Origin of the sequence: Thermus sp. CCB_US3_UF1, assembly GCF_000236585.1 — a bacterium.
Taxonomy (GTDB): Bacteria; Deinococcota; Deinococci; order Deinococcales; family Thermaceae; genus Thermus.
The window spans coordinates 1,664,104-1,682,463 of the sequence record NC_017278.1; the positions used below are offsets into that span (position 1 = coordinate 1,664,104).

The window sequence follows — 18,360 nt, forward strand, 5'->3', positions numbered from 1 at the left end:
ATGCCCCCCGTGTGGACCCTCACCCTGGACACCGCCACCCCCTACCTGGCCCTGGGCCTCTTCCGCGGCGAGGAGGGCCTGGGGCGGGTGGTCCACCTGGGAAGGCGGCACGAGGAAGCCCTCTTTGACCTCCTGGAAGCCCTTTTGGCCGAGGTAGGGGCCAGGCGGGAGGAGATCGGCGCCCTGGTGCTGGGGGAAGGCCCCGGTTCCTACACCGGCCTGCGCATCGCCTTGGCGGCAGGGCTTGGAATCGCCCTGGCCCAAGGGGCCAGGGTCTACGGGGTGGGTTCCCTCCTCGCCGCCTGCTGGCCCTTCCTGGAGGAAGGGGGGCCGCCCCTTACCCCCCTCTTCACCGCCCGGAACGGCCTTTACTACGGGGCCACCTACGCCAAGCGGGAGGGGAAGCCCTTGGAGGTGAACCCCCCTAGGAAGCTACGGGCCGAGGAGCGGCCCAAGACGGGCCTCCTCCTGGACCCTCCCCCGGACCCCCGGGCCCTTTACGAGCTCCTCCCCTTCGCCCGGGAAGGGGTGGAGCCCCTCTACCTCTAGTCCGCCGCCACCCCCGGGAGGTTGGGCAGGCGGTACTGGTGGCTGGGAAGGGGTTCTTGGAAGGGAGCCCCGCGGAGCTTTTCCGCCATCAGGACCAGGTTTTCCCCGGCAATGCGGGCATCCTCCAGGAGCTCGGGGTTGGCCTTTAGGCCCTCCAAGCCCCTGCGGTGGGCGTAGACCAGGCCCAAGGGGGCAAGGACGAACCCCATGTAGGCCAGGGGAAGGAGCATCTGAGCAAGGGCTTGGCTGGCCCCCTCCTCCTCGGCCACCGCCAGGAGGGCCATGGGCTTGCCCAGGTTGAGGAGGCCCTGGTTCTCCATGGAGGTCATGCGCTCCAGAAGGGCCTTCATCCGGGCGGAAACGCTGAACCAGTAGACGGGGGTGGCGAAGACCACGGCATCCGCAGAAAGAAGCCGCTCCGCCACCTTGCCAAACCCATCCCAGGGCCCCTGGACGCAGGTTTCGGGGCCGCAGGAAGCGGGGTCCAGGGAGTAGTTCCCCGCGCACAGGGGGAAAGGATGCTTCACCAGGTCCAGGCGCTGGGTGGTAGCTCCCTTGCGCCTGGCCGCCTCCAGAACCTCGTCCAATAACGCCGCCGTAAACCCATCCGTCCGTGCCGATGCGTTGACGCCGAGCACGCGTAAGCCCATACCTATCACCCAAGCACTAAACCGGTTTTAGTATAGCACACGCACTTAGGGGCGGAAGGTCCCGGCGACAAACTCCCCCATCCCCTGGGCCCGCACGGGGTAGCCCAGGAGGGTTCCCTCCCCCACCACCGGCCCCTCCCAGTAGGCCACCCGGGTGGTGCGGGAGAGGATCTCCCCCTCCCGGAAGAGGGGGCGGAGGGCGAGGTCCAGGGAGGAGCCCTGGAGGCGCCAGCTTAGGGTGTAGGTGCGGCCGGAGGGGCTCTGCCAGGCCTCGAGGGCCTGGAAGGCCAGGTCCAGGGCCTCCACCCGCCCCAGGGGGTCCACCCGGCTCCCCAGGACCTGGACCACCCTTCCCTCCCGGTCCCGCACCTGGTAGGCCATGAGCTCGGAGCCGTCGGAAAGATGCAGGCCAAACCAGTCCCAGGTGGCGGTGAGGCCGGAAAGCTGCTCCCCCCATTGGTGGTCCAGCCAGGCCTCCCCCTGTACCGCCTGGCCCAGGACCCGGCCCTGGACCTCGGTCCGGGTGTAGGACTGGTAGTACATCCGCCCCGTTTCCGCCGTGCCCGAGTAGCCAGGGGGGTGGACCACCGGGGGCTTCAGGGGACGGAAGGCCAGCTCCACGGGGCCTGCCAGGAGGCGGAAGGCCTCCCCCTCACGGAAAAACCGCCAGCCCATGAGCTCCAGGCTGGGCCCCGCTTCCGCCCGGCCCCGGGGGGCAAAGAGGTCCTGGTCGGAAACCTCCAGGAAGCGCCTCTCCCCGGTGCGGAGGTCGGTGAGGGCCAGGTGGGCGGCGTGGAAGGCCCCAAAGAGGCTTCCCGGCAAGCCCAGGATGCGGTAGGAGGGGGGGGCATAGGCCTTGAAGAAGGCGAAGTGGAAAGCGTAGGGCTGGGCCCAGCCCGAGGCGTACCACCATTCCAGGGGAGCAGGCTTGGGGTCCCAGTCCCTGGGGTCAGGAAGCCTCTGCGGATCCACCCCCTGGAGGGCCGGAACGCAGGCGGCGAGGAGAAGGGGAAGAAACCAAGCCCTTCGCATACCCATCACCCTATCTACCTGGTATGGGTCAGATCCCGGTTCCAGGATACACTGGCGGGAAGGAGGGGGTTGTGACCGATACCCACGCCCACCTGGACTTCCTGGCCCCCGAGGAGCTGGAGGAGGTAAGGGCCCACCTGGGGGAGCTCCGCGCCGTCCTCACCCTGGGGGTGGACCCGGCCCGCTGGGGAAAGACCCTGGAGCTGGCCCAGGGCAATGTCTACGCCGCGGTGGGCCTCCACCCCACCAGCGCCCACCTCCTCTCCCCCGAGGTAGAGGAGGCCCTTGGGCACTACGCCCGCCATCCCCGGGTGCGGGCGGTGGGGGAGACGGGCCTGGACTACCACTGGACCCCGGAAACCCGGGCCGCCCAGTTCCGGGCCCTGGACTTCCAGGCCGCCCTGGCCCAGGCCCTCGGCCTCCCCCTGGTCCTCCACGTGCGGAGCCGGGACGGGAAGGCGGAGGAGGACCTGGCGGGCTGGCTCCTGGCCCACCGGCCCCCGCGGGTGGTGCTCCACGCCTTTTCCGGCCATCCGGCCCTGGTGGGGGCGGGGCTTGCGGTAGGGGCCTACTTCAGCTTCGCCGGCCCCCTCACCTACCGCAAAAACCAGGCCTTACGGGAGGTCCTCCGCCAGTTACCGCCAGACCGCCTCCTGGTAGAGACCGATACCCCCTTCCTCCCCCCGGAGCCCCACCGGGGAAAGCGGAACCGCCCCCATTACGTACGCCATACCCTGGCCAAGCTGGCGGAGGTCCTGGGGCTGGACTACGGGGAGGCCGAACGCCTCACCGATGGGAACGCTGAGGGCCTTTTCCGCTTTGCGGCTTGACCCAAGGGGGGGCATTCCCTAAACTTAGGGGCAACATGTGCCCTCGTTCCCTTAACAACGCCTAAACGGGGGGCAGGCAAGCCCCCCCGGTCCGCCATGGCCGGGGGGGCTTGGGGTTTAGAGGAGGGAGCATGCGCGTTCTGGTCAAAGACCTTAGGGCACACGTGGGCGAAGAGGTGGAGGTTTGGGGCTTCCTCCATTGGCGCAGGGACCTGGGGAAGGTCCAGTTCCTCCTCCTGCGGGACCGAAGCGGGGTGGTGCAGGTGGTGACGGGGGGGCAGAAACTCCCCCTTCCCGAGTCCTCCCTCCGGGTGCGGGGCCGGGTGGTGGAAAACGCCAAGGCCCCCGGGGGCCTCGAGGTCCAAGCCCAGGCCCTGGAGGTCCTCTCCCCCGCCCTAGAACCCACCCCGGTGGAGATCCCCAAGGAGGAATGGCGGGCCCATCCCGACACCCTCCTGGAGTACCGCTACGTCACCCTAAGGGGGGAGAAGGCCCGGGCCCCCCTCAAGGTCCAGGCCGCCTTGGTGCGGGGCTTCCGCCGCTACCTGGACCGGCAGGACTTCACGGAGATCTTCACCCCCAAGGTGGTCCGGGCCGGGGCCGAAGGGGGCTCGGGCCTCTTCGGGGTGGACTACTTTGAAAAGCGGGCCTACCTGGCCCAGTCCCCCCAGCTCTACAAGCAGATCATGGTGGGGGTGTTTGAACGGGTCTACGAGGTGGCCCCCGTGTGGCGCATGGAGGAGCACAACACCAGCCGCCACCTGAACGAGTACCTCTCCCTGGACGTGGAGATGGGCTTCATCGGGGGGGAAGAGGAGCTGATGCGCCTGGAAGAAGGCCTCCTCCAGGAGATGCTGGAGGAAGCCCTTTCCGCAGCCGGGAACGAGATCCGGCTCCTGGGGGCCGAGTGGCCCTCCTTCCCCCAGGACATCCCCCGCCTAACCCTGGCAGAGGCAAGGCGGATCCTCAGGGAAGAACTCGGCTACCCCGCGGGCCAGGACCTCTCCGAGGAGGCGGAGCGGCTTCTGGGGCAGTACGCCAAGGAGCGCTGGGGTACGGACTGGCTCTTCCTCACCCGCTACCCTCGGGCGGTGCGCCCCTTCTACACCTACCCCGAGCCCGACGGCACCACCCGCAGCTTTGACCTTCTCTTCCGCGGCCTGGAGATCACCTCCGGTGGGCAGCGCATCCACCGCTACGAGGAGCTTCTGGAAAGCCTAAAGGCCAAGGGGATGGACCCTGAGGGCTTCCGGGGCTACCTGGAGGTCTTCAAGTACGGCATGCCCCCCCACGGGGGCTTCGCCATCGGGGCGGAGCGGCTCACCCAAAAGCTCCTTGGCCTGCCCAACGTGCGCTACGCCCGGGCCTTCCCCCGGGACCGGCACCGGCTTACCCCATGAAAAAGCCCCATCGCGGCCTAAGCCGCGATGGGGCCCCAAGGCCCGCTAGAAGCGGTCAAAAAGGATGGCCCGCTTGACCTCCTCAATGAGCTGGGTCACGGGGATCTCCCGGGGGCAGGCCTCGGTGCAGTTGTAGGCGGTGCGGCACCGCCACACCCCGCTTCCCGAGCCCAGGGCCTGGAAGCGCTCCCGCTTCCCCCGGTCCCGGGAGTCAAAGAGGAAGCGGTGGGCCTGGACAATGGCCGCCGGGCCCAGGTAGGCGCCGTTGACCCAGAAGACGGGGCAGCTGGTGGTGCAGGAGGCGCAGAGGATGCACTTGGTGCCGTGGTCAAAGCGCTCCCGTTCCTCCGGGCTTTGCAGGCGCTCCCTTTGGGGAGGGGGTTCGTCGTTGATGAGGAAGGGCTTTACCGCCCGGTAGGCGGCGAAGAAGGGCTCCATATCCACGATGAGGTCCTTCTCCACCGGCAGGCCGCGGATGGGCTCCACGGTGATCACGTTCCCCAGGTCCTTCACCAGGGTCTTGCAGGCCAGGCGGTTCTTGCCGTTGATGAGCATGGCGTCGGAACCGCAGATGCCATGGCCGCAGCTCCTTCGGAAGGCCAGGGTGCCGTCTTGGTCCCACTTGACCTTGTGCAGAAGGTCCAGGACGCGGTCGGTGGGTTCCGCCTCCACCTGGTAGGTCTGCCAGCGGGGCTTTTGCTCCTTGGTGGGGTCAAAACGGAGGATCTTCAGGGTAACCTGCATGGGGCCTCCTAGTACGTGCGGGCCTTGGGCTCAAAGCGGCCCAGAACCACGGGCTTGTAGCGGAAGGCCACCTTGCCGTCTTTCACCTTGTAGGCCAGGGTGTGCTTGAGCCAGTTTTGGTCGTCCCGCTCCGGGTAGTCCTCCCGGGCGTGGGCCCCCCGGGACTCGGTGCGGTTCAGGGCGGAGTGCACCAGGGCCTCGGAGACCTCCAGAAGGTAGCCGAGCTCCAGGGCCTCTACCAGCTCGGTGTTGTAGGCGTCCCCCTTGTCCTCGAGGGAAACGTTCCGGTAGCGGTCCATGAGCTCCTTTAGGATCTCCACCTGCTTGGCCAGAAGCTCCCCAGTGCGGAAGACGGAGGCGTGGTCCATCATGGACTGCTGCAGCTCCGCCCGCAAGACGGCCACCTTCTCCTTGCCCGTGGAACGCTTCAGGCGCTCAATCCGCTCCCGGCTTTCCCCCAGGTGCTCCTCGGTGAGCTCGTGGTAATCGGCATCCTTGGCGAAGCGGGCGGCGTGGATGCCGGCGCGGCGGCCAAAGACCACCAGGTCCCCCAGGGAGTTGGTGCCCAGGCGGTTGGCCCCGTGCAGGCTCACGCAGGCCGCCTCCCCGGCGGCGTAGAGTCCGGGGACCACGGTGTTCTGCTCGTCCCGGATCACCTGGCCCCAGAGGGTGGTGGGGATGCCGCCCATGGCGTAGTGGGCGGTGGGCATTACGGGTACCGGCTCCTTCAGGGGGTCCACCCCCAGGTAGATGCGGCTGAACTCGGTGATGTCGGGCAGCTTCTTCTCAATGACCTCTGGGGGCAGGTGGGTGAGGTCCAAGAGGACGTGGTCCTTCTTGGGCCCCACGCCCCGGCCTTCCCGCACCTCCAGGTACATGGCCCGGGCCACCATGTCCCTGGGGGCCAGGTCCTTGATGGTGGGGGCGTAACGCTCCATGAACCGCTCCCCCAGGGCGTTGCGCAGGATCCCCCCCTCGCCCCGGGCCCCCTCGGTGAGGAGGATGCCCAAGGGGTAGAGGCCCGTGGGGTGGAACTGGTAGAACTCCATGTCCTCCAGGGGCAGACCCTTGCGGTAGAGGATGGCCTGCAGGTCCCCGGTGAGGGTGTAGGCGTTGGAGGTCACCTTGTAGATGCGGCCAAAGCCTCCCGAGGCGATGACGATGGCCTTGGCCTGGAAGAGGTGGAGCTCCCCGGTGGCCAGTTCCAAGGCCACCAGTCCCTTGGCCACCCCGTCCTCCAGGATCACGTCGGTGACGTGGAACTCGTTGTAAAAGGTGATCCCTGCCTTGACGCACTGCTGGTAGAGGGTCTGGAGGATCATGTGCCCGGTGCGGTCGGCGGCATGGGCCGCCCGGTGCACCGGGGCCTTGCCCCAGTCCTTGGTGTGGCCGCCAAAGCGGCGCTGGGCGATCTTGCCGTTGGGCAGGCGGTCAAAGGGAAGGCCCATGTGCTCCAGCTCAATGACCGCCTCGATCACCTCCTTGGCGAAGACCTCGGCGGCATCCTGGTCGGTGAGGTAGTCCCCCCCCTTGACCGTATCGAACATGTGCCATTCCCAATGGTCCTCCTCCACGTTGCCCAAGGCGGCCCCTATGCCCCCCTGGGCCGCTCCCGTATGGCTGCGGGTGGGGTAGAGCTTGCTCACCACCGCCACGTCCGCGCCTTCCCTGGCCGCATACAGGGCGGTGGCGAGGCCCGCCCCGCCCGCGCCCACCACGATCACCTCGTGCCTGTGCGCCATGCTACTTCACCCCAAAATCATGGTTGAAAAGGGAAAGGCTGCCCAAGAGGAAGAGGAAGCCGATGAGGCCGTAGGCCACCACCTTGGTCCAGAAGCGCTTGGCCGGGTCCCGCACCCAGTCGTCCAGAACGTAGCGGAGCCCGTTGGCCCCGTGCAGGAGGGCCAGGGCCAGGATGAGCCAGTCGTAGATCTTCCAGGTGGTCTGGGAAAGTCTCTGGGCCACGTAGTCGTAGTCAATCTTGTTGAGGTCCATGAGGATGGCGTTCATCCACATGTGGCCGATGAGCAAGAAGACCAAGACCACCCCGGAGATGCGCATGAAGACCCACCAGTAAAGCTCCAGGTTGGTGTTGGCCTCGAGCCTGGCCTCAGCATACCGCTTGGACTTAATCGCCATGGCTACCTCCCAGGATCCCGCCGCCGATCTTGACCAGGAAAGGCAGGTAAAAGAGGACAAAGAGCACCCAGACCCCGTACCAGAGCTGCCGCTGGTAGCGCACCCCCCAGGCGGTGAAGTCCATGAGGATGATCCTGAGGCCGTTGAACCCGTGGTAGAGCACGCCCGCAATGAGGACCAAAAGCCCCACCTGGAAGACCGGCTGGTGGTAGAACTTCATGAGGGCGTTGGACACCTCTGGGCCCCACATGGCGCTGGAAATGTTGGCCACGTGGAGCATCAGGAAAACCAGAATGCCCAAGCCCGAGAGCCGGTGCAGGTAAAACGCCCACTGCCCTTCTCTTCCCCGGTACATGGCACCTCCTTGCCGAAAGCCATCATACACCCTCCGCCCAGGGGCTTTGCGTCGGGAAGCCTACTTTCCCCCCCAAATACCCCCAGATGGTATCAAAAGGCCGAGCTGGAGGAGCCTTGCCCCAAGCCCCCCTCCCCCTTCCCCAGGGCCTTGGCCCCAGGGAGTCCCCCGGGGAGGGAACCTGGGATTTTCCGCCCGGGAACGAGGTATTGACAGGGGGGGGAGGGGGGGGCATAATGGGGGGCGTGCCGCAGGGGAATACCCCGGGGGGCACGGGAAGGAGGTGGCCATGGTGGAACTCTTCGGATTCGGTCCGCATCTGATGGTGGACGGGTACGACGCCAACCCGGCCAAACTCCGGGATGCCGAGCTGGTTCGCCGCGTCCTGGACGAGCTCCCCGAGGAGATGGAGATGACCAAGGTCCTTCCCCCCTTCGTCTACAGCTACGGGCCCGAGGGGGAGGAGGGGGTGACCGGGGTGGTGATCATCGCGGAAAGCCACATCGCCATCCACACCTTCCCCAAAAAGCGCTTCCTCTCCATTGATATCTTTTCCTGCAAGGCCTTCAACATGGCCCAGGTGCTGCGGAAGCTAACCGAGGTCTTTGAGATTGGGCGCTACGAGACCTACATGATCAACCGGGGCAAGGAGTTCCCCAAGGACCCGGAGCTGGCCCGCCAGATCGTCCTGGGCGAGCGGGAGTATCTGGAAGCCCGGGTGGGTTAGCCCTTCCTCCTCCCTTCTCCCCGGGCCAGCCCGGGGCTTTTCATTTGGGCTTCATGTTTCCTGCCTAGCCTTGGTAGAGGAGGCTAAGGTATGGTGCGCAAACTCTTGGTGTTTTTCCTCTTGACGCTTGGCGTAGTCTGGGCGCAAGGTTTCCGCGGCCTCTCCCTGGGCACCCCCTACCCGGAGATGGGGGTCCAGCCGGGGGAAAACGTCAACCTCACCCTCAACCTGAAAAACCACGGCCTGCCCCCAGGGGTGGTCCGCCTCTCCCTGGCCGAGGTGCCCCCGGGCTGGCAGGCCAGCCTCATCGGGGGTGGCCGCCTGGTGCGGGCGGTCTACCTGGCCCCCGACGGGGAAACCAGCCTCACCCTGCGCCTCCAGCCCCCCAAGGAGGTGAAGCCCGGCACCTACCGCTTCCTGGTGCGGGCAGAGGGGCTTGGGCAGGCGGCAAGCCTCCCCATCGCCCTGGTGGTGGGCCAGGGACTACCCCAGCGCCTGAGCCTCGAGGCCGAACTCCCCATCCTCAAGGGCCCGCCCACCAGCTCCTTCCGCTACCGGGTAACCCTGAAGAACGAGTCCGACCGCGACCTGCTGGTCTCCTTGGAGTACGAGGCCCCCAAGGGCTTCCAGGTCACCTTCACCCCTGCCTTCGCCAGCCAGCAGGTAACCAGCCTGCCCCTCAAGGCCGGGGAGAGCAAGGACCTGGACGTGGAGGTCTCCCTGCCCAAGGACACCAAGGCCGACACCTACGGCCTCACCGTGCGGGCCGCAGCCGGGGAGGCCAAGGCGGAGCTGGCCCTCACCCTCGAGGTCACGGGCCGCCCCGAGGTGCGCTTCACCACCAAGGAAGGCCGCCTCTCCGGCCAGGTAACCGCCGGACGGGAAAACCCGGTGAAGCTGGTGGTGAAAAACGAGGGGAGCGCCCCGGCCAAAAACCTCTCCTTCAGCGCCATGGAGCCCTCGGGCTGGGAGGTGAAGTTTGAGCCCGAGAAGCTGGAGGCCCTGGAGCCCGGCCAGGAGCAGGAGGTCACGGCCCGCATCAAGCCTGCCCCCAAGGCGGTGACCGGGGACTACATGGTGACGCTCTCCCTCTCCGGGGACGAGGGGGTTTCCGAGAGCCTGGACTACCGGGCCACGGTGGTGCGCTCCAGCCTCTGGGGCCTGGTGGGGATCGGCATCATGGCGGTGGCCCTCCTGGTCCTGGGCTTTGCCGTGAACCGCTTCGGCCGGAGGTAGCATGACGGTCATCCAAACCCAGGGCCTCACCAAGCGCTACGGCCGGGTGGTGGCCGTGGAGGACCTGAACCTTTCCGTGGAGGAGGGGGAGGTCTTTGGCCTCCTGGGCCCCAACGGCTCGGGGAAGACCACCACCATCCTCATGCTCCTGGGCCTCACCGAGCCCACGGCCGGGGAGGCCCGGGTCCTGGGCCTGGACCCCATGCGCCAGCCCCTCGAGGTCAAGGCCCGGGTGGGCTACCTCCCCGACCAGGTGGGCTTCTACGGGGAGCTCACCGCCTGGGAGAACCTGCGCTACACCACCCGGCTTCTGGGCCTTCCCGAGGCCGAGGCCAGGGCCCGGATCCAAGAGGTCCTGGAGCGAATGGGGCTTTGGGAGGTGAGGGAACGCCGGGTGGCCGCCTTCAGCCGGGGGATGCGCCAGCGCCTAGGCCTGGCCGAGGTTCTCCTGAAGCGGCCCAAGGTGGCCATCCTGGACGAACCCACCTTAGGCCTGGACCCGGAGGCGGCCCGGGAGTTTCTGGAGCTCATCAAGGGCCTGAAGGCCGAAGGGATCACCATCCTCCTCTCCAGCCACCTCCTCCACCAGGTGCAGGAGATCTGCGACCGGGTAGGGCTTTTTCACAAGGGGCGGCTGGCCCTCCTGGGCACGGTGGAGGAGCTTTCCCAGCGGGTCCTGGGGGGCGGGTACGAGATCCAGCTGGAGGCGAGCCCAGGCCTCGAGGCCTCCATAAGGGCCCTGGAGGGGGTGGCCCGGGTGGAGGCCGAGGGGGGCCGCTACCGGGTCTGGGCCACCCGAGACCTGCGGCCGGAGCTGGCCCAGGTGGCGGTGGCCCAGGGGAGCCTCTATAGCCTAACCCTCCGCCGCCCCAGCCTGGACGAGGTCTACGCCCACTACTTCCAGGAGGTGGCCCATGCGGCGTGAAGGTTCCCCCTGGACTGGGCTTTGGGCCGTCTTCTTCAAGGAGATGGCCGACCACCTCACGGGGCTGAGGATGCGGATCCTCGAGGGGCTGATCCTCCTTTCCGCCCTGGCCGCGGTCTATACCGGCACCCAGACCCTGCGCCAAACCGTGGGGGAGGACCCCTACCTCTACCTCAAGCTCCTCACCACCGCCCAGGATCCCCTGCCCTCCTTCGTGGGCTTCCTCTCCTTCTTCGTACCCCTGGCCGCCATCGCCTTGGCCTTTGACGCGGTGAACGGGGAGTACGCCCGGGGCACCCTTTCCCGCATCCTCTCCCAGCCCATCTACCGGGACGCCCTCCTCTTCGGCAAGTTCCTGGCGGGGCTCGGCACCCTGGCGGTCCTCCTCCTGGCCCTTTTCCTCCTGGTGGTGGGCCTCGGCCTTTTCACCCTAGGGGTTCCCCCAGAGGCCGAGGAGATGGCCCGGGCCTTCTTCTTCCTCCTGTCCACCCTGGCCTACGCCGGGGTGTGGCTGGCCCTGGGCCTCCTTTTCTCCGTCCTCTTCCGCCAGCCCGCCACCGCGGCCTTGGCGGCCATCGGGGTATGGCTTTTCTTCGCCGTCTTCTTCCCCATCCTCACCGACCTGGCCGCCAACGCCCTCCTCCTCCAGGCCGACCCCTTTGACCCGGAAAGCCAGCTGAGGCAGGCTAACCTGGCCCTTTGGATCTCCCGCCTTTCCCCCAACACCCTCTACGCGGAAGCCCTCACCGCCGTCCTCAACCCGGCGGTGCGCTCCCTGGGGCCCATCCTCATCACCCAGCTGGAGGGGGCCGTGCTGGGCACCCCTTTGCCCCTGGGCCAAAGCCTCCTCCTGGTCTGGCCCCAGCTCACGGGCCTCTTCGCCCTCTTCATCCTCCTTTTCACCCTGGCCTACGTGGTCTTCCAGCGGCAGGAGGTGCGGGCCTAAAGGCCCTGCCTAGGCCCAAGGCCTAGGCAGGGCCACCCCCTAGTCCTCCAGCCACTCGGTGGCGTAAGCGCTCGTCTTGGGGATGACGCAGAGGAACTCCACCGGTTCCTCCCCCTCGTTCACGTAGGCGTGGGGGGTATCCGGGGGGATGTAGACCGCCTGGCCCGCGGCCACCTCCTTGACCTCGTTCCCCAAGAAGACCTTCATGCGGCCGGAAAGCACGAACTGCTCGTGCTCAATGGTGGGGTGCTTGTGCTTGGGGATGCGGCCCCCGGGAAGGAGGGTGAACTTGCGGGTGATGAAGTGGGGCGCGCCGTCCTCGGGGCCGATGAGGACCTGGATGAAGGCCTTCTCCCCCCGCTCCACGGGGCGGGCCTCCACATGGGCCGCCTGCTTGACCACGGGCTTCATGCCGCCCATTGTAGCAGAAGCCCCTCCACCTCCTCGTCCGTCACCTCGCCAAAGTCCATGTAATAGGCCCCCACCGCGGCGAAATCGGGCGGGGTGGAGAGGGCCACCACCTCGGCCTGCCCCTTAAGCCTTTCCACCACCTCCGGGCTGGCCACGGGCACGGCCACCACCACCCGCCGGGGCCTTTCCGCCAAGACCACGCTCAAGGCGGCCTCCATGGTGGAACCGGTGGCGATGCCATCGTCCACCAAGACCACGTCCCGGCCCCCCAGGGGCACCTTGGCCCGCACCTTGCGGTAGCGCTCCGCCCGCTTGCGGAGAGTGTCCTTCTGCCGCGCCGCCTCCCGCTCCAGGTAGCTTTGGTCGGCGTGCTGCAGGGCGTAGGGCCGGAGGACCAGCTCCCCCTTCTCCCCCACGGCCCCCAGGGCGAACTCCGGGTTCCCCGGAGCGCCCACCTTGCGCACCAGGACCACGTCCAGTTCCCCCCCCAGACGCCTGGCCACCTCCTCGGCCACCACCACCCCTCCCCGGGGGATGCCCAAGACCACGGGACGCTCCAGGCCCAGGGGCACCAGGGCTTCAGCCAGGAGGGCTCCGGCATGCCGGCGGTCACGGAAGCGCATAGGAAACCTCCTCACCCATGCTACACCGGACCTTGGGGTTGAACGCGGTATAAAGTGTTTGGTAGCCTGAGGGGCAAAGGAGGTCAGCATGGCCGAAGTGCGTGCGAAACCTTGGCTTGCCCATTACGACCCAGGCGTGCCCGCGGAGATCCAGGTCCCCCCCATCCCCCTTTGGCGCCTCCTGGAGGAGAGCGCCCGCCGCTTCCCCCAGAACGTGGCCCTGGAGTTCCTGGGCAAGACCCTGACCTACGCCGAGCTTTGGGAAAAGTCCCGACGCTTTGCCGGGGGGCTCAAGGCCCTGGGGGTGAAGCCGGGGGACCGGGTGGCCATCATGCTACCCAACTCCCCCCAGTTCGTCATCGCCTTCTTCGGCACCCTGCTGGCCGGGGGGGTGGGGGTGAACGTCAACCCCCTGTACACGCCGAGGGAGCTAAGGCACCAGCTGAAGGACGCAGGGGCGGAAACCCTGGTCATCCTGGACCACCTTCTGCCCCGCTTTCTGGAGGTGGAGGGGGAAACCCCCGTGAAGCGCACCGTGGTCACCGGGATCAAGGACTTCCTCCCCTTCCCCAAAAACCTCCTCTACCCCTTGAAGGCCCGTAAGGACAAGCTCCCCTTGGGCTTTCCCAAGCGGCAGGGCTTCCATGCCTTCACCCGCCTCCTGCAGAGCGCCCCCGCCGAACCCCACCCCTCAGACCCCGAAGACCTGGCCCTTTTGCAGTACACCGGGGGCACCACGGGGATCTCCAAGGGGGCCATGCTCACCCACCGCAACCTGGTGGCCAACGTGCTGCAGATCGACGCCTGGGACCCCACCTCCAGGGAGCTCCTGGGCAAGGGGGTCATGCTGGGGGCCTTGCCCTTCTTCCACGTCTACGGCATGACCGTGGCCATGAACTACGGGCTTTTCTCTGGGTACAAGATCGTCCTCCTGCCCCGGCCAGAGATCAAGCCCATCGTGGAGGCCATTGAAAAGCACGGGGTCACCCACTTCCCCGGGGTGCCCACCCTCTACGTGGCCTTCAACAACTTCCCCGGGATTGAGGGGCGCAATGTCAAGAGCATCCGCATCTGCCTCTCGGGGGCGGCTCCCTTGCCGGTGGAGGTGGCCAAGCGCTTTGAGGAGATCACCGGGGCCCGGCTCATCGAGGGGTACGGCCTATCCGAGGCCAGCCCGGTCACCCACTCCAACCCCGTGGAGGGGGTGGTGAAGAAGGGCTCCATCGGCATGCCCCTGCCCAGCGTGGAGGCCAAGGTGGTGGACGAGGAGGGCAAGGAACTCCCCCCAGGCGAGGTGGGCGAACTCATCCTCAAAGGCCCCAACGTCATGAAAGGCTACTGGAACCGCCCAGAAGAGTCCCAAAAAACCCTCAAAGATGGCTGGCTCTTCACCGGCGACCTCGCCAAAATGGACCCCGATGGCTACTTCTACATCGTAGACCGCAAAAAAGACATGATCATCGCCGGCGGCTACAACATCTACCCCCGTGAAGTAGAAGAAGTCCTCTACCAGCACCCAGCCGTCCAAGAAGCCGCCGTCGTCGGCGTCCCAGACCCCTACCGCGGCGAAACCGTGGCCGCCTTCATCGTCCTCAAAAACGAGTACAAAGGCAAAGTCTCCGAAAAAGACATCGAAACCTTCTGCCGCCAAAACCTCGCCGCCTACAAGGTCCCCCGCATCCTCCAGTTCCGCGACACCCTACCCAAGTCCAGCGTGGGGAAGATCCTCAGGCGCGAGCTCCGGGAGGAGTTCGCCAAAGGACGAGGCTAGGAGCGCGCCCGGGCCACGGCTTCCCGGAAGGCCGCCACCGCCCCTTCCACCTCGGCCAGGGTGGTGAAGCGGCCCAGGGAGAAGCGCAAGGAGGCCTTGGCCTCCTCCGGGGAGCGGCCTAGGGCCAAGAGGACGTGGGAGGCCTCGAGGCTCCCCGCGGAACAAGCCGAGCCCGAGGAGGCCGCCACCCCCAGGAGGTCCAGGGCCAGGAGCAAAACCTCCCCGTCGGCCCCCTTCACGGTCACGTTGACCAGCTTGGGCAGGCGGCGCTCGGGGTGGCCGTTCAGCTCCACCCCCTCCACGGAGAGGAGCCCCTCTTCCAGGCGCCGCCGCAGGGCCAGAAGGCGGGGAGCCTCCTCAGGCAGGAGCCTCAGGGCTTTCTCCAAGGCCACCGCCATCCCGTGGGCCAAGACCGGGTTGGGCGTACCCCCCCGGCGTCCCCCCTCCTGCTTGCCCGGCACCAAGGGGACAAGGTCCACCCCCTGGCGCACCAGGAGGGCCCCGACGCCCTTGGGTCCGTAGAACTTGTGGGCGCTTAAGGAGACCAGGTCCGCCCCCACCTCCTCGGCCCGGAAGGGGACCTGGCCGATGGCCTGCACCGCATCCGTATGGAAGAGGGCCCCGTGGGCGTGGACCACCTGGGCGATCTCGTCCACCGGGTACAGGGTGCCCAGCTCGTTGTTGGCGGCCATGACGCTGACCAGCACGGTATCGGGGCGCAGGGCCTCCGCCACCTGCTCCGGGTAGACCAGGCCGAAGCGGTCGGGCTTAAGCCGGGTCACGGCGAAGCCCAGGCGTTCCAAAAGCCTCAAGGCCCCCAGGACCGCGGCGTGCTCCACCTCCGTGCTCACCACGTGCCCCCGCCCCTTGGCCAGGGCCACGCCCAGGAGGGCCAGGGCGTTGGCCTCGGAGCCCGAGGCGGTGAAGACCACCTCCCGGGGGCGCACCCCCAGGAGGGCGGCTATCCGCTCCCGCGCCCCCTCCAGGACCCGGCGGGCCTCCTGGCCGAAGCGGTGGACGCTGCTGGGGTTGCCAAAGGCCTCCTCCACCCCCCGCATGGCCTCCCGCACCTCGGGGTCCAGGGGGGTGGTGGCCGCGTGGTCCAGGTAAACCCTCATCCGGTGGGTTCCAACTGGATGAGGCGCTTAGCCTCAATGAGCTTCCGCTCCTCAATGAGGTCCTTCAGGGTGGTGCCCCCCAGGACCTGGCGCATGGCCAGGTCCACCCGCTTCCAGAGGAGCTCGGTGGAGCACTGCCCCACCTTGGCGCAGCTCTCCGGGTCCTCAATGCAGGAGACGGGGGCCAGGCTTCCCTCCAGGGCCTCCACCACCTCCAAGGCCGTGACCCGCTCCGGGGGCCGGGCCAGGCGGTACCCCCCCTTGGCCCCCCGCACGGAGCGGATGAACCCCGCGCGGCGCAGCTGGGCAGCGATCTGCTCCAGGTAGTGCTGGCTGATGCCCTGGGCCTCCGCCACCTCCTTCAGGGGCACAGCCTCGGGGGCCCGCAGGCCGATCTCCACCAGGGCACGCAGGCCATACTGGGCCTTTGTGGAAACCCACATGCCCCCAGTATACCCCTATTTGCCGCCTGGGAATAGGGTTTTTGTGAAGGCCAGGGCAAAGAAAAGGGCCTGCACCAGGACCACGCTGGCCCCGCTGGGCCAGTCCAGGAGGAAGGAGGCCAGGAGGCCAATGAGGGTGGAAAGGGCCGCGAGGAGAAGGGAGAGGAGGGTGAGGCCGGCAAAGGTGCGGGCAAGTAGGCGCGCCGCCGCCCCAGGGATGACCAGAAAGGCCGCCACCAGCAGGATGCCCACCACTTTGACCGCCAGGACCAAGGCCACGGCGATGAAGCCGGAAAGCAGGTAGTCGTGGCGCCCCACGGGGACCCGGTCGGCCAGGGCCAGCTCCCGATCCAGGGTGGCGTAGGCCAAAGGGCCCCAAAGGGGCAGGAGGAATAGGCCCAGGAGGAACACCAGGCCCAAGGCCCAAAGGTCGGCGGGCCCCACCGCCAGGAGGGAGCCGAAAAGGTAGCCCATGGCGTCCCCCACGTACCCCTTGGCCTTGGCCAGGAAGACCGCCCCCAGGGCCACGGAAAGGGCGAAGAAGACCCCGATGGCGGTGTCCTCGGAAAGCTCGGTCCGCTCCTTGACGAAGGTGATGGCCAGGGCCACCAAGAAGGTGAAGGGGAGGGCAAACCCAAGGGGTTCCCCCCGCAGGAAAAGCCCCAGGGCCACCCCGGCGAAGGCTGCGTGGGCCAGGCCATCCCCCAGGAAGGAAAGCCTCCGTTGCACCACCAAGGGCGAGAGGAGCCCGGAAAGGAGGCTGACCAGGAGCCCGGCCAGGAGGGCCCGCTGGAAGAAGGGGTAGGCCAGGGCTTCAAGCATGGCCGCCCCCCACGAAGAGGCCGTGGGCATGGCCCAGGTGGCCGAAAGCCTGGCGCAGGCATTCCTCGCTCAGGGCCCGCTCCGGGGGGCCAAAGCCCACCACCCGCCGGTTCAGGACCAGGACGTGGCTGGCGTGGTGGGCCGCCTCCCAGTCGTGGGTGATCATGAGGACCGTGGCCCTCGAGGCCTCCTGGTAGGCCTCCAGGTAGCGGTAGAGGTCCACCTCCCCCACCCGGTCCACCCCGGTGGCGGGCTCGTCCAGGAGGAGGATGCGCGGCCTGCGGATCAGGGCCCGGGCCAGGTAGACCCGCTGGAGCTGCCCTCCGGAAAGCCGGCCCAGAGGGCGCTCCGCCAACCCCTCGGCCCCCACCTGGGCCAGGGCCTCCAGGGCCTTTTGCCGCACCTCCCGGGAGAGGCGGAAGGGCCAGCGCCGCAGAAGCCCCGTGGCCACCAGCTCCAGGGCCAAGGCGGGAAAGGTGCGGTCAAAGGTCTTGAGCTGGGGCACGTAGCCGAACCAGAGGGGGTCAGCCTCCGCCGGGGACCGTCCAAAGACCCGGACCTCTCCCCGGAAGGCCACAAGACCCAGCACCGCCTTCAAGAGGGTGCTCTTCCCCGCCCCGTTGGGGCCTACGATGGCCACGAAGGCCCCCTCGGGCACCCGCAGGGCAACCTCCTCCAGGGCCCGGAACTCCCCGAAGCGTACGGAGAGGCCTTCCACCTCGAGGGCCCACATAAAAATAACGATACCGCATTATCATTTTATCGTCAAGGCAGGGGGAGAGCCCCCGCCCCCAGGGCTACATGAAGCGCTTCCGCCTCTTGTAGGCCTTGACCTCCTTGAAGCTCTTGCGCCCACCTCCCTTGGCCACCCCCAGGTAGAACTCCTGCACGTCGGGGTTCTCCAGGAGGTAGTCCCGGTCCCCCTCCAGCACGATCCGTCCCGTCTCCATGATGTAGCCGTAATGGGCGATGGAGAGGGCCACCCGGGCGTTTTGCTCCACCACCAGCACGGTAACCCCCTCCTCGGCGTTCACCCGGGCCACGATGTCAAAGATCTCCCGCACCAAGAGGGGGGCCAGGCCCAGGGAGGGCTCGTCCAGTAGGAGGAGCCGGGGCTTGGCCAGGAGGGCGCGGCCAATGGCGATCATCTGCTGCTCCCCCCCGGAGCAGTAGCCGGCCAGCCGATGCCTTAGGTCGGCCAGGCGGGGGAAGTAGCCGTAGATGCGGTCCAGCTCCTCCTTCAGCTGGCCTTCCCGCCGGGTCAGGGTGCCCACCCGCAGGTTCTCCTCCACCGTGAGGTGCTTGAAGACCCGGCGGCCCTCCAGCACCTGGACGATGCCCAGCTTCACGATCTCCTCCGGCGGGCGGTTGTGGATGGGCTCCCCCCGGTAGAGGATCTCCCCCCGCACCACCTCCCCGTCCTCGGGGATGAGGAGGCCGGAGATGGCCCGAAGGGTGGTGGTCTTCCCCGCCCCGTTGGGGCCCAAAAGGGCCGTGATCCGCCCCTCGGGCACCTTCAGGGAAACGCCCCGCAGGACCTGGATGATGTCGTGGTAGACCACCTCAATGTTGTTGACCAGGAGGAGGATGGGACCCAAATCTTCTGGACGCGTGGGGTTCAGGCTCATGGCGGCAAAGG

The 18,360-nt window shown here is 67.6% G+C and carries 21 protein-coding genes; 8 read left to right on the forward strand and 13 right to left on the reverse strand.

The features are described 5' to 3' along the window. Entirely contained in the window at positions 1–549 is a 549-nt protein-coding gene (gene tsaB / locus TCCBUS3UF1_RS08240; protein ID WP_155983286.1) for a tRNA (adenosine(37)-N6)-threonylcarbamoyltransferase complex dimerization subunit type 1 TsaB, read from the forward strand. On the opposite strand, the gene TCCBUS3UF1_RS08245 is transcribed toward tsaB, so the two are convergent. Next, positions 546–1,199: a flavodoxin family protein gene (locus TCCBUS3UF1_RS08245; protein WP_041433843.1), complete on the reverse strand. Its 654-nt coding sequence runs from the start codon at positions 1,197–1,199 to the stop codon at positions 546–548. The genes tsaB and TCCBUS3UF1_RS08245 overlap by 4 nt on opposite strands. A 45-nt stretch (positions 1,200–1,244) precedes the next feature. After that, complete coding sequence (locus TCCBUS3UF1_RS08250) at positions 1,245–2,231, reverse strand: lipocalin family protein (RefSeq protein WP_014516062.1); 987 nt, start codon at positions 2,229–2,231, stop codon at positions 1,245–1,247. Between the two features lie 71 nt (positions 2,232–2,302). Here TCCBUS3UF1_RS08250 and TCCBUS3UF1_RS08255 point away from each other — a divergent pair, with 71 nt between their 5' ends. Next, on the forward strand, positions 2,303–3,061 hold the full coding sequence (locus TCCBUS3UF1_RS08255) for a TatD family hydrolase (RefSeq protein WP_014516063.1): 759 nt from the start codon (positions 2,303–2,305) through the stop codon (positions 3,059–3,061). Positions 3,062–3,192: 131 nt separating this feature from the next. Next, positions 3,193–4,461 carry an aspartate--tRNA(Asn) ligase gene (gene aspS, locus TCCBUS3UF1_RS08260; RefSeq protein ID WP_014516064.1) on the forward strand — a complete coding sequence of 423 codons (1,269 nt, stop codon included), beginning with the start codon at positions 3,193–3,195 and terminating at the stop codon, positions 4,459–4,461. Between the two features lie 45 nt (positions 4,462–4,506). On the opposite strand, the gene TCCBUS3UF1_RS08265 is transcribed toward aspS, so the two are convergent. Genes TCCBUS3UF1_RS08265 through sdhC form a run of 4 tightly spaced genes read right to left on the reverse strand, consistent with a single transcriptional unit; the run spans position 4,507 to position 7,699 of the window. Next, on the reverse strand, positions 4,507–5,205 hold the full coding sequence (locus TCCBUS3UF1_RS08265) for a succinate dehydrogenase iron-sulfur subunit (RefSeq protein WP_014516065.1): 699 nt from the start codon (positions 5,203–5,205) through the stop codon (positions 4,507–4,509). Positions 5,206–5,213: 8 nt separating this feature from the next. Then, positions 5,214–6,947, reverse strand: coding sequence for a succinate dehydrogenase flavoprotein subunit (gene sdhA / locus TCCBUS3UF1_RS08270; RefSeq protein WP_014516066.1), 1,734 nt, complete (start codon positions 6,945–6,947; stop codon positions 5,214–5,216). Between the two features lies 1 nt (position 6,948). Further along, positions 6,949–7,344, reverse strand: a complete 396-nt coding sequence (locus TCCBUS3UF1_RS08275) for a succinate dehydrogenase hydrophobic membrane anchor subunit (protein ID WP_014516067.1) — start codon at positions 7,342–7,344, stop codon at positions 6,949–6,951. Next, on the reverse strand, positions 7,334–7,699 hold the full coding sequence (gene sdhC, locus TCCBUS3UF1_RS08280; protein ID WP_014516068.1) for a succinate dehydrogenase, cytochrome b556 subunit: 366 nt from the start codon (positions 7,697–7,699) through the stop codon (positions 7,334–7,336). The genes TCCBUS3UF1_RS08275 and sdhC overlap by 11 nt, the downstream gene beginning before the upstream one ends. A gap of 289 nt (positions 7,700–7,988) precedes the next feature. On the opposite strand from sdhC, the gene speD reads away from it, so the two are divergent. The 4 genes from speD (at position 7,989) to TCCBUS3UF1_RS08300 (ending at position 11,533) form a co-directional block, all read left to right on the forward strand. Then, positions 7,989–8,426: an adenosylmethionine decarboxylase gene (gene speD / locus TCCBUS3UF1_RS08285; RefSeq protein ID WP_014516070.1), complete on the forward strand. Its 438-nt coding sequence runs from the start codon at positions 7,989–7,991 to the stop codon at positions 8,424–8,426. 90 nt (positions 8,427–8,516) lie between these two features. Beyond that, the gene (locus TCCBUS3UF1_RS08290; protein WP_014516071.1) at positions 8,517–9,662 is read left to right on the forward strand and encodes an NEW3 domain-containing protein; all 1,146 of its coding nucleotides are present in this window, start codon (positions 8,517–8,519) and stop codon (positions 9,660–9,662) included. Position 9,663: 1 nt separating this feature from the next. Then, the gene (locus TCCBUS3UF1_RS08295; RefSeq protein WP_014516072.1) at positions 9,664–10,587 is read left to right on the forward strand and encodes an ABC transporter ATP-binding protein; all 924 of its coding nucleotides are present in this window, start codon (positions 9,664–9,666) and stop codon (positions 10,585–10,587) included. Beyond that, positions 10,577–11,533, forward strand: a complete 957-nt coding sequence (locus TCCBUS3UF1_RS08300; RefSeq protein ID WP_014516073.1) for an ABC transporter permease — start codon at positions 10,577–10,579, stop codon at positions 11,531–11,533. The genes TCCBUS3UF1_RS08295 and TCCBUS3UF1_RS08300 overlap by 11 nt, the downstream gene beginning before the upstream one ends. A gap of 39 nt (positions 11,534–11,572) precedes the next feature. On the opposite strand, the gene TCCBUS3UF1_RS08305 is transcribed toward TCCBUS3UF1_RS08300, so the two are convergent. Both TCCBUS3UF1_RS08305 and TCCBUS3UF1_RS08310 read right to left on the reverse strand, forming a co-directional pair. Further along, positions 11,573–11,953, reverse strand: a complete 381-nt coding sequence (locus tag TCCBUS3UF1_RS08305; protein ID WP_014516074.1) for a cupin domain-containing protein — start codon at positions 11,951–11,953, stop codon at positions 11,573–11,575. After that, complete coding sequence (locus TCCBUS3UF1_RS08310; protein WP_014516075.1) at positions 11,941–12,567, reverse strand: phosphoribosyltransferase; 627 nt, start codon at positions 12,565–12,567, stop codon at positions 11,941–11,943. Before TCCBUS3UF1_RS08310 ends, TCCBUS3UF1_RS08305 begins: the two co-directional genes overlap by 13 nt. Before the next feature lie 88 nt (positions 12,568–12,655). Between TCCBUS3UF1_RS08310 and TCCBUS3UF1_RS08315 the strand changes: the two genes are divergently transcribed. Then, complete coding sequence (locus TCCBUS3UF1_RS08315; RefSeq protein ID WP_014516076.1) at positions 12,656–14,338, forward strand: long-chain fatty acid--CoA ligase; 1,683 nt, start codon at positions 12,656–12,658, stop codon at positions 14,336–14,338. Here the strand turns inward: TCCBUS3UF1_RS08315 and TCCBUS3UF1_RS08320 are convergent. From TCCBUS3UF1_RS08320 to TCCBUS3UF1_RS08340, 5 genes are all read right to left on the reverse strand, one after another. Further along, positions 14,335–15,456: a cysteine desulfurase family protein gene (locus TCCBUS3UF1_RS08320; RefSeq protein WP_014516077.1), complete on the reverse strand. Its 1,122-nt coding sequence runs from the start codon at positions 15,454–15,456 to the stop codon at positions 14,335–14,337. The genes TCCBUS3UF1_RS08315 and TCCBUS3UF1_RS08320 overlap by 4 nt on opposite strands. Continuing rightward, positions 15,453–15,899: an Rrf2 family transcriptional regulator gene (locus TCCBUS3UF1_RS08325; RefSeq protein WP_014516078.1), complete on the reverse strand. Its 447-nt coding sequence runs from the start codon at positions 15,897–15,899 to the stop codon at positions 15,453–15,455. The genes TCCBUS3UF1_RS08320 and TCCBUS3UF1_RS08325 overlap by 4 nt, the downstream gene beginning before the upstream one ends. 15 nt (positions 15,900–15,914) lie before the next feature. Continuing rightward, positions 15,915–16,721 carry a metal ABC transporter permease gene (locus TCCBUS3UF1_RS08330; protein ID WP_014516079.1) on the reverse strand — a complete coding sequence of 269 codons (807 nt, stop codon included), beginning with the start codon at positions 16,719–16,721 and terminating at the stop codon, positions 15,915–15,917. Continuing rightward, the gene (locus tag TCCBUS3UF1_RS08335; RefSeq protein WP_014516080.1) at positions 16,714–17,454 is read right to left on the reverse strand and encodes a metal ABC transporter ATP-binding protein; all 741 of its coding nucleotides are present in this window, start codon (positions 17,452–17,454) and stop codon (positions 16,714–16,716) included. Before TCCBUS3UF1_RS08335 ends, TCCBUS3UF1_RS08330 begins: the two co-directional genes overlap by 8 nt. A 64-nt stretch (positions 17,455–17,518) precedes the next feature. Next, the gene (locus tag TCCBUS3UF1_RS08340; RefSeq protein WP_014516081.1) at positions 17,519–18,349 is read right to left on the reverse strand and encodes an ABC transporter ATP-binding protein; all 831 of its coding nucleotides are present in this window, start codon (positions 18,347–18,349) and stop codon (positions 17,519–17,521) included. Positions 18,350–18,360: the final 11 nt, after the last annotated feature.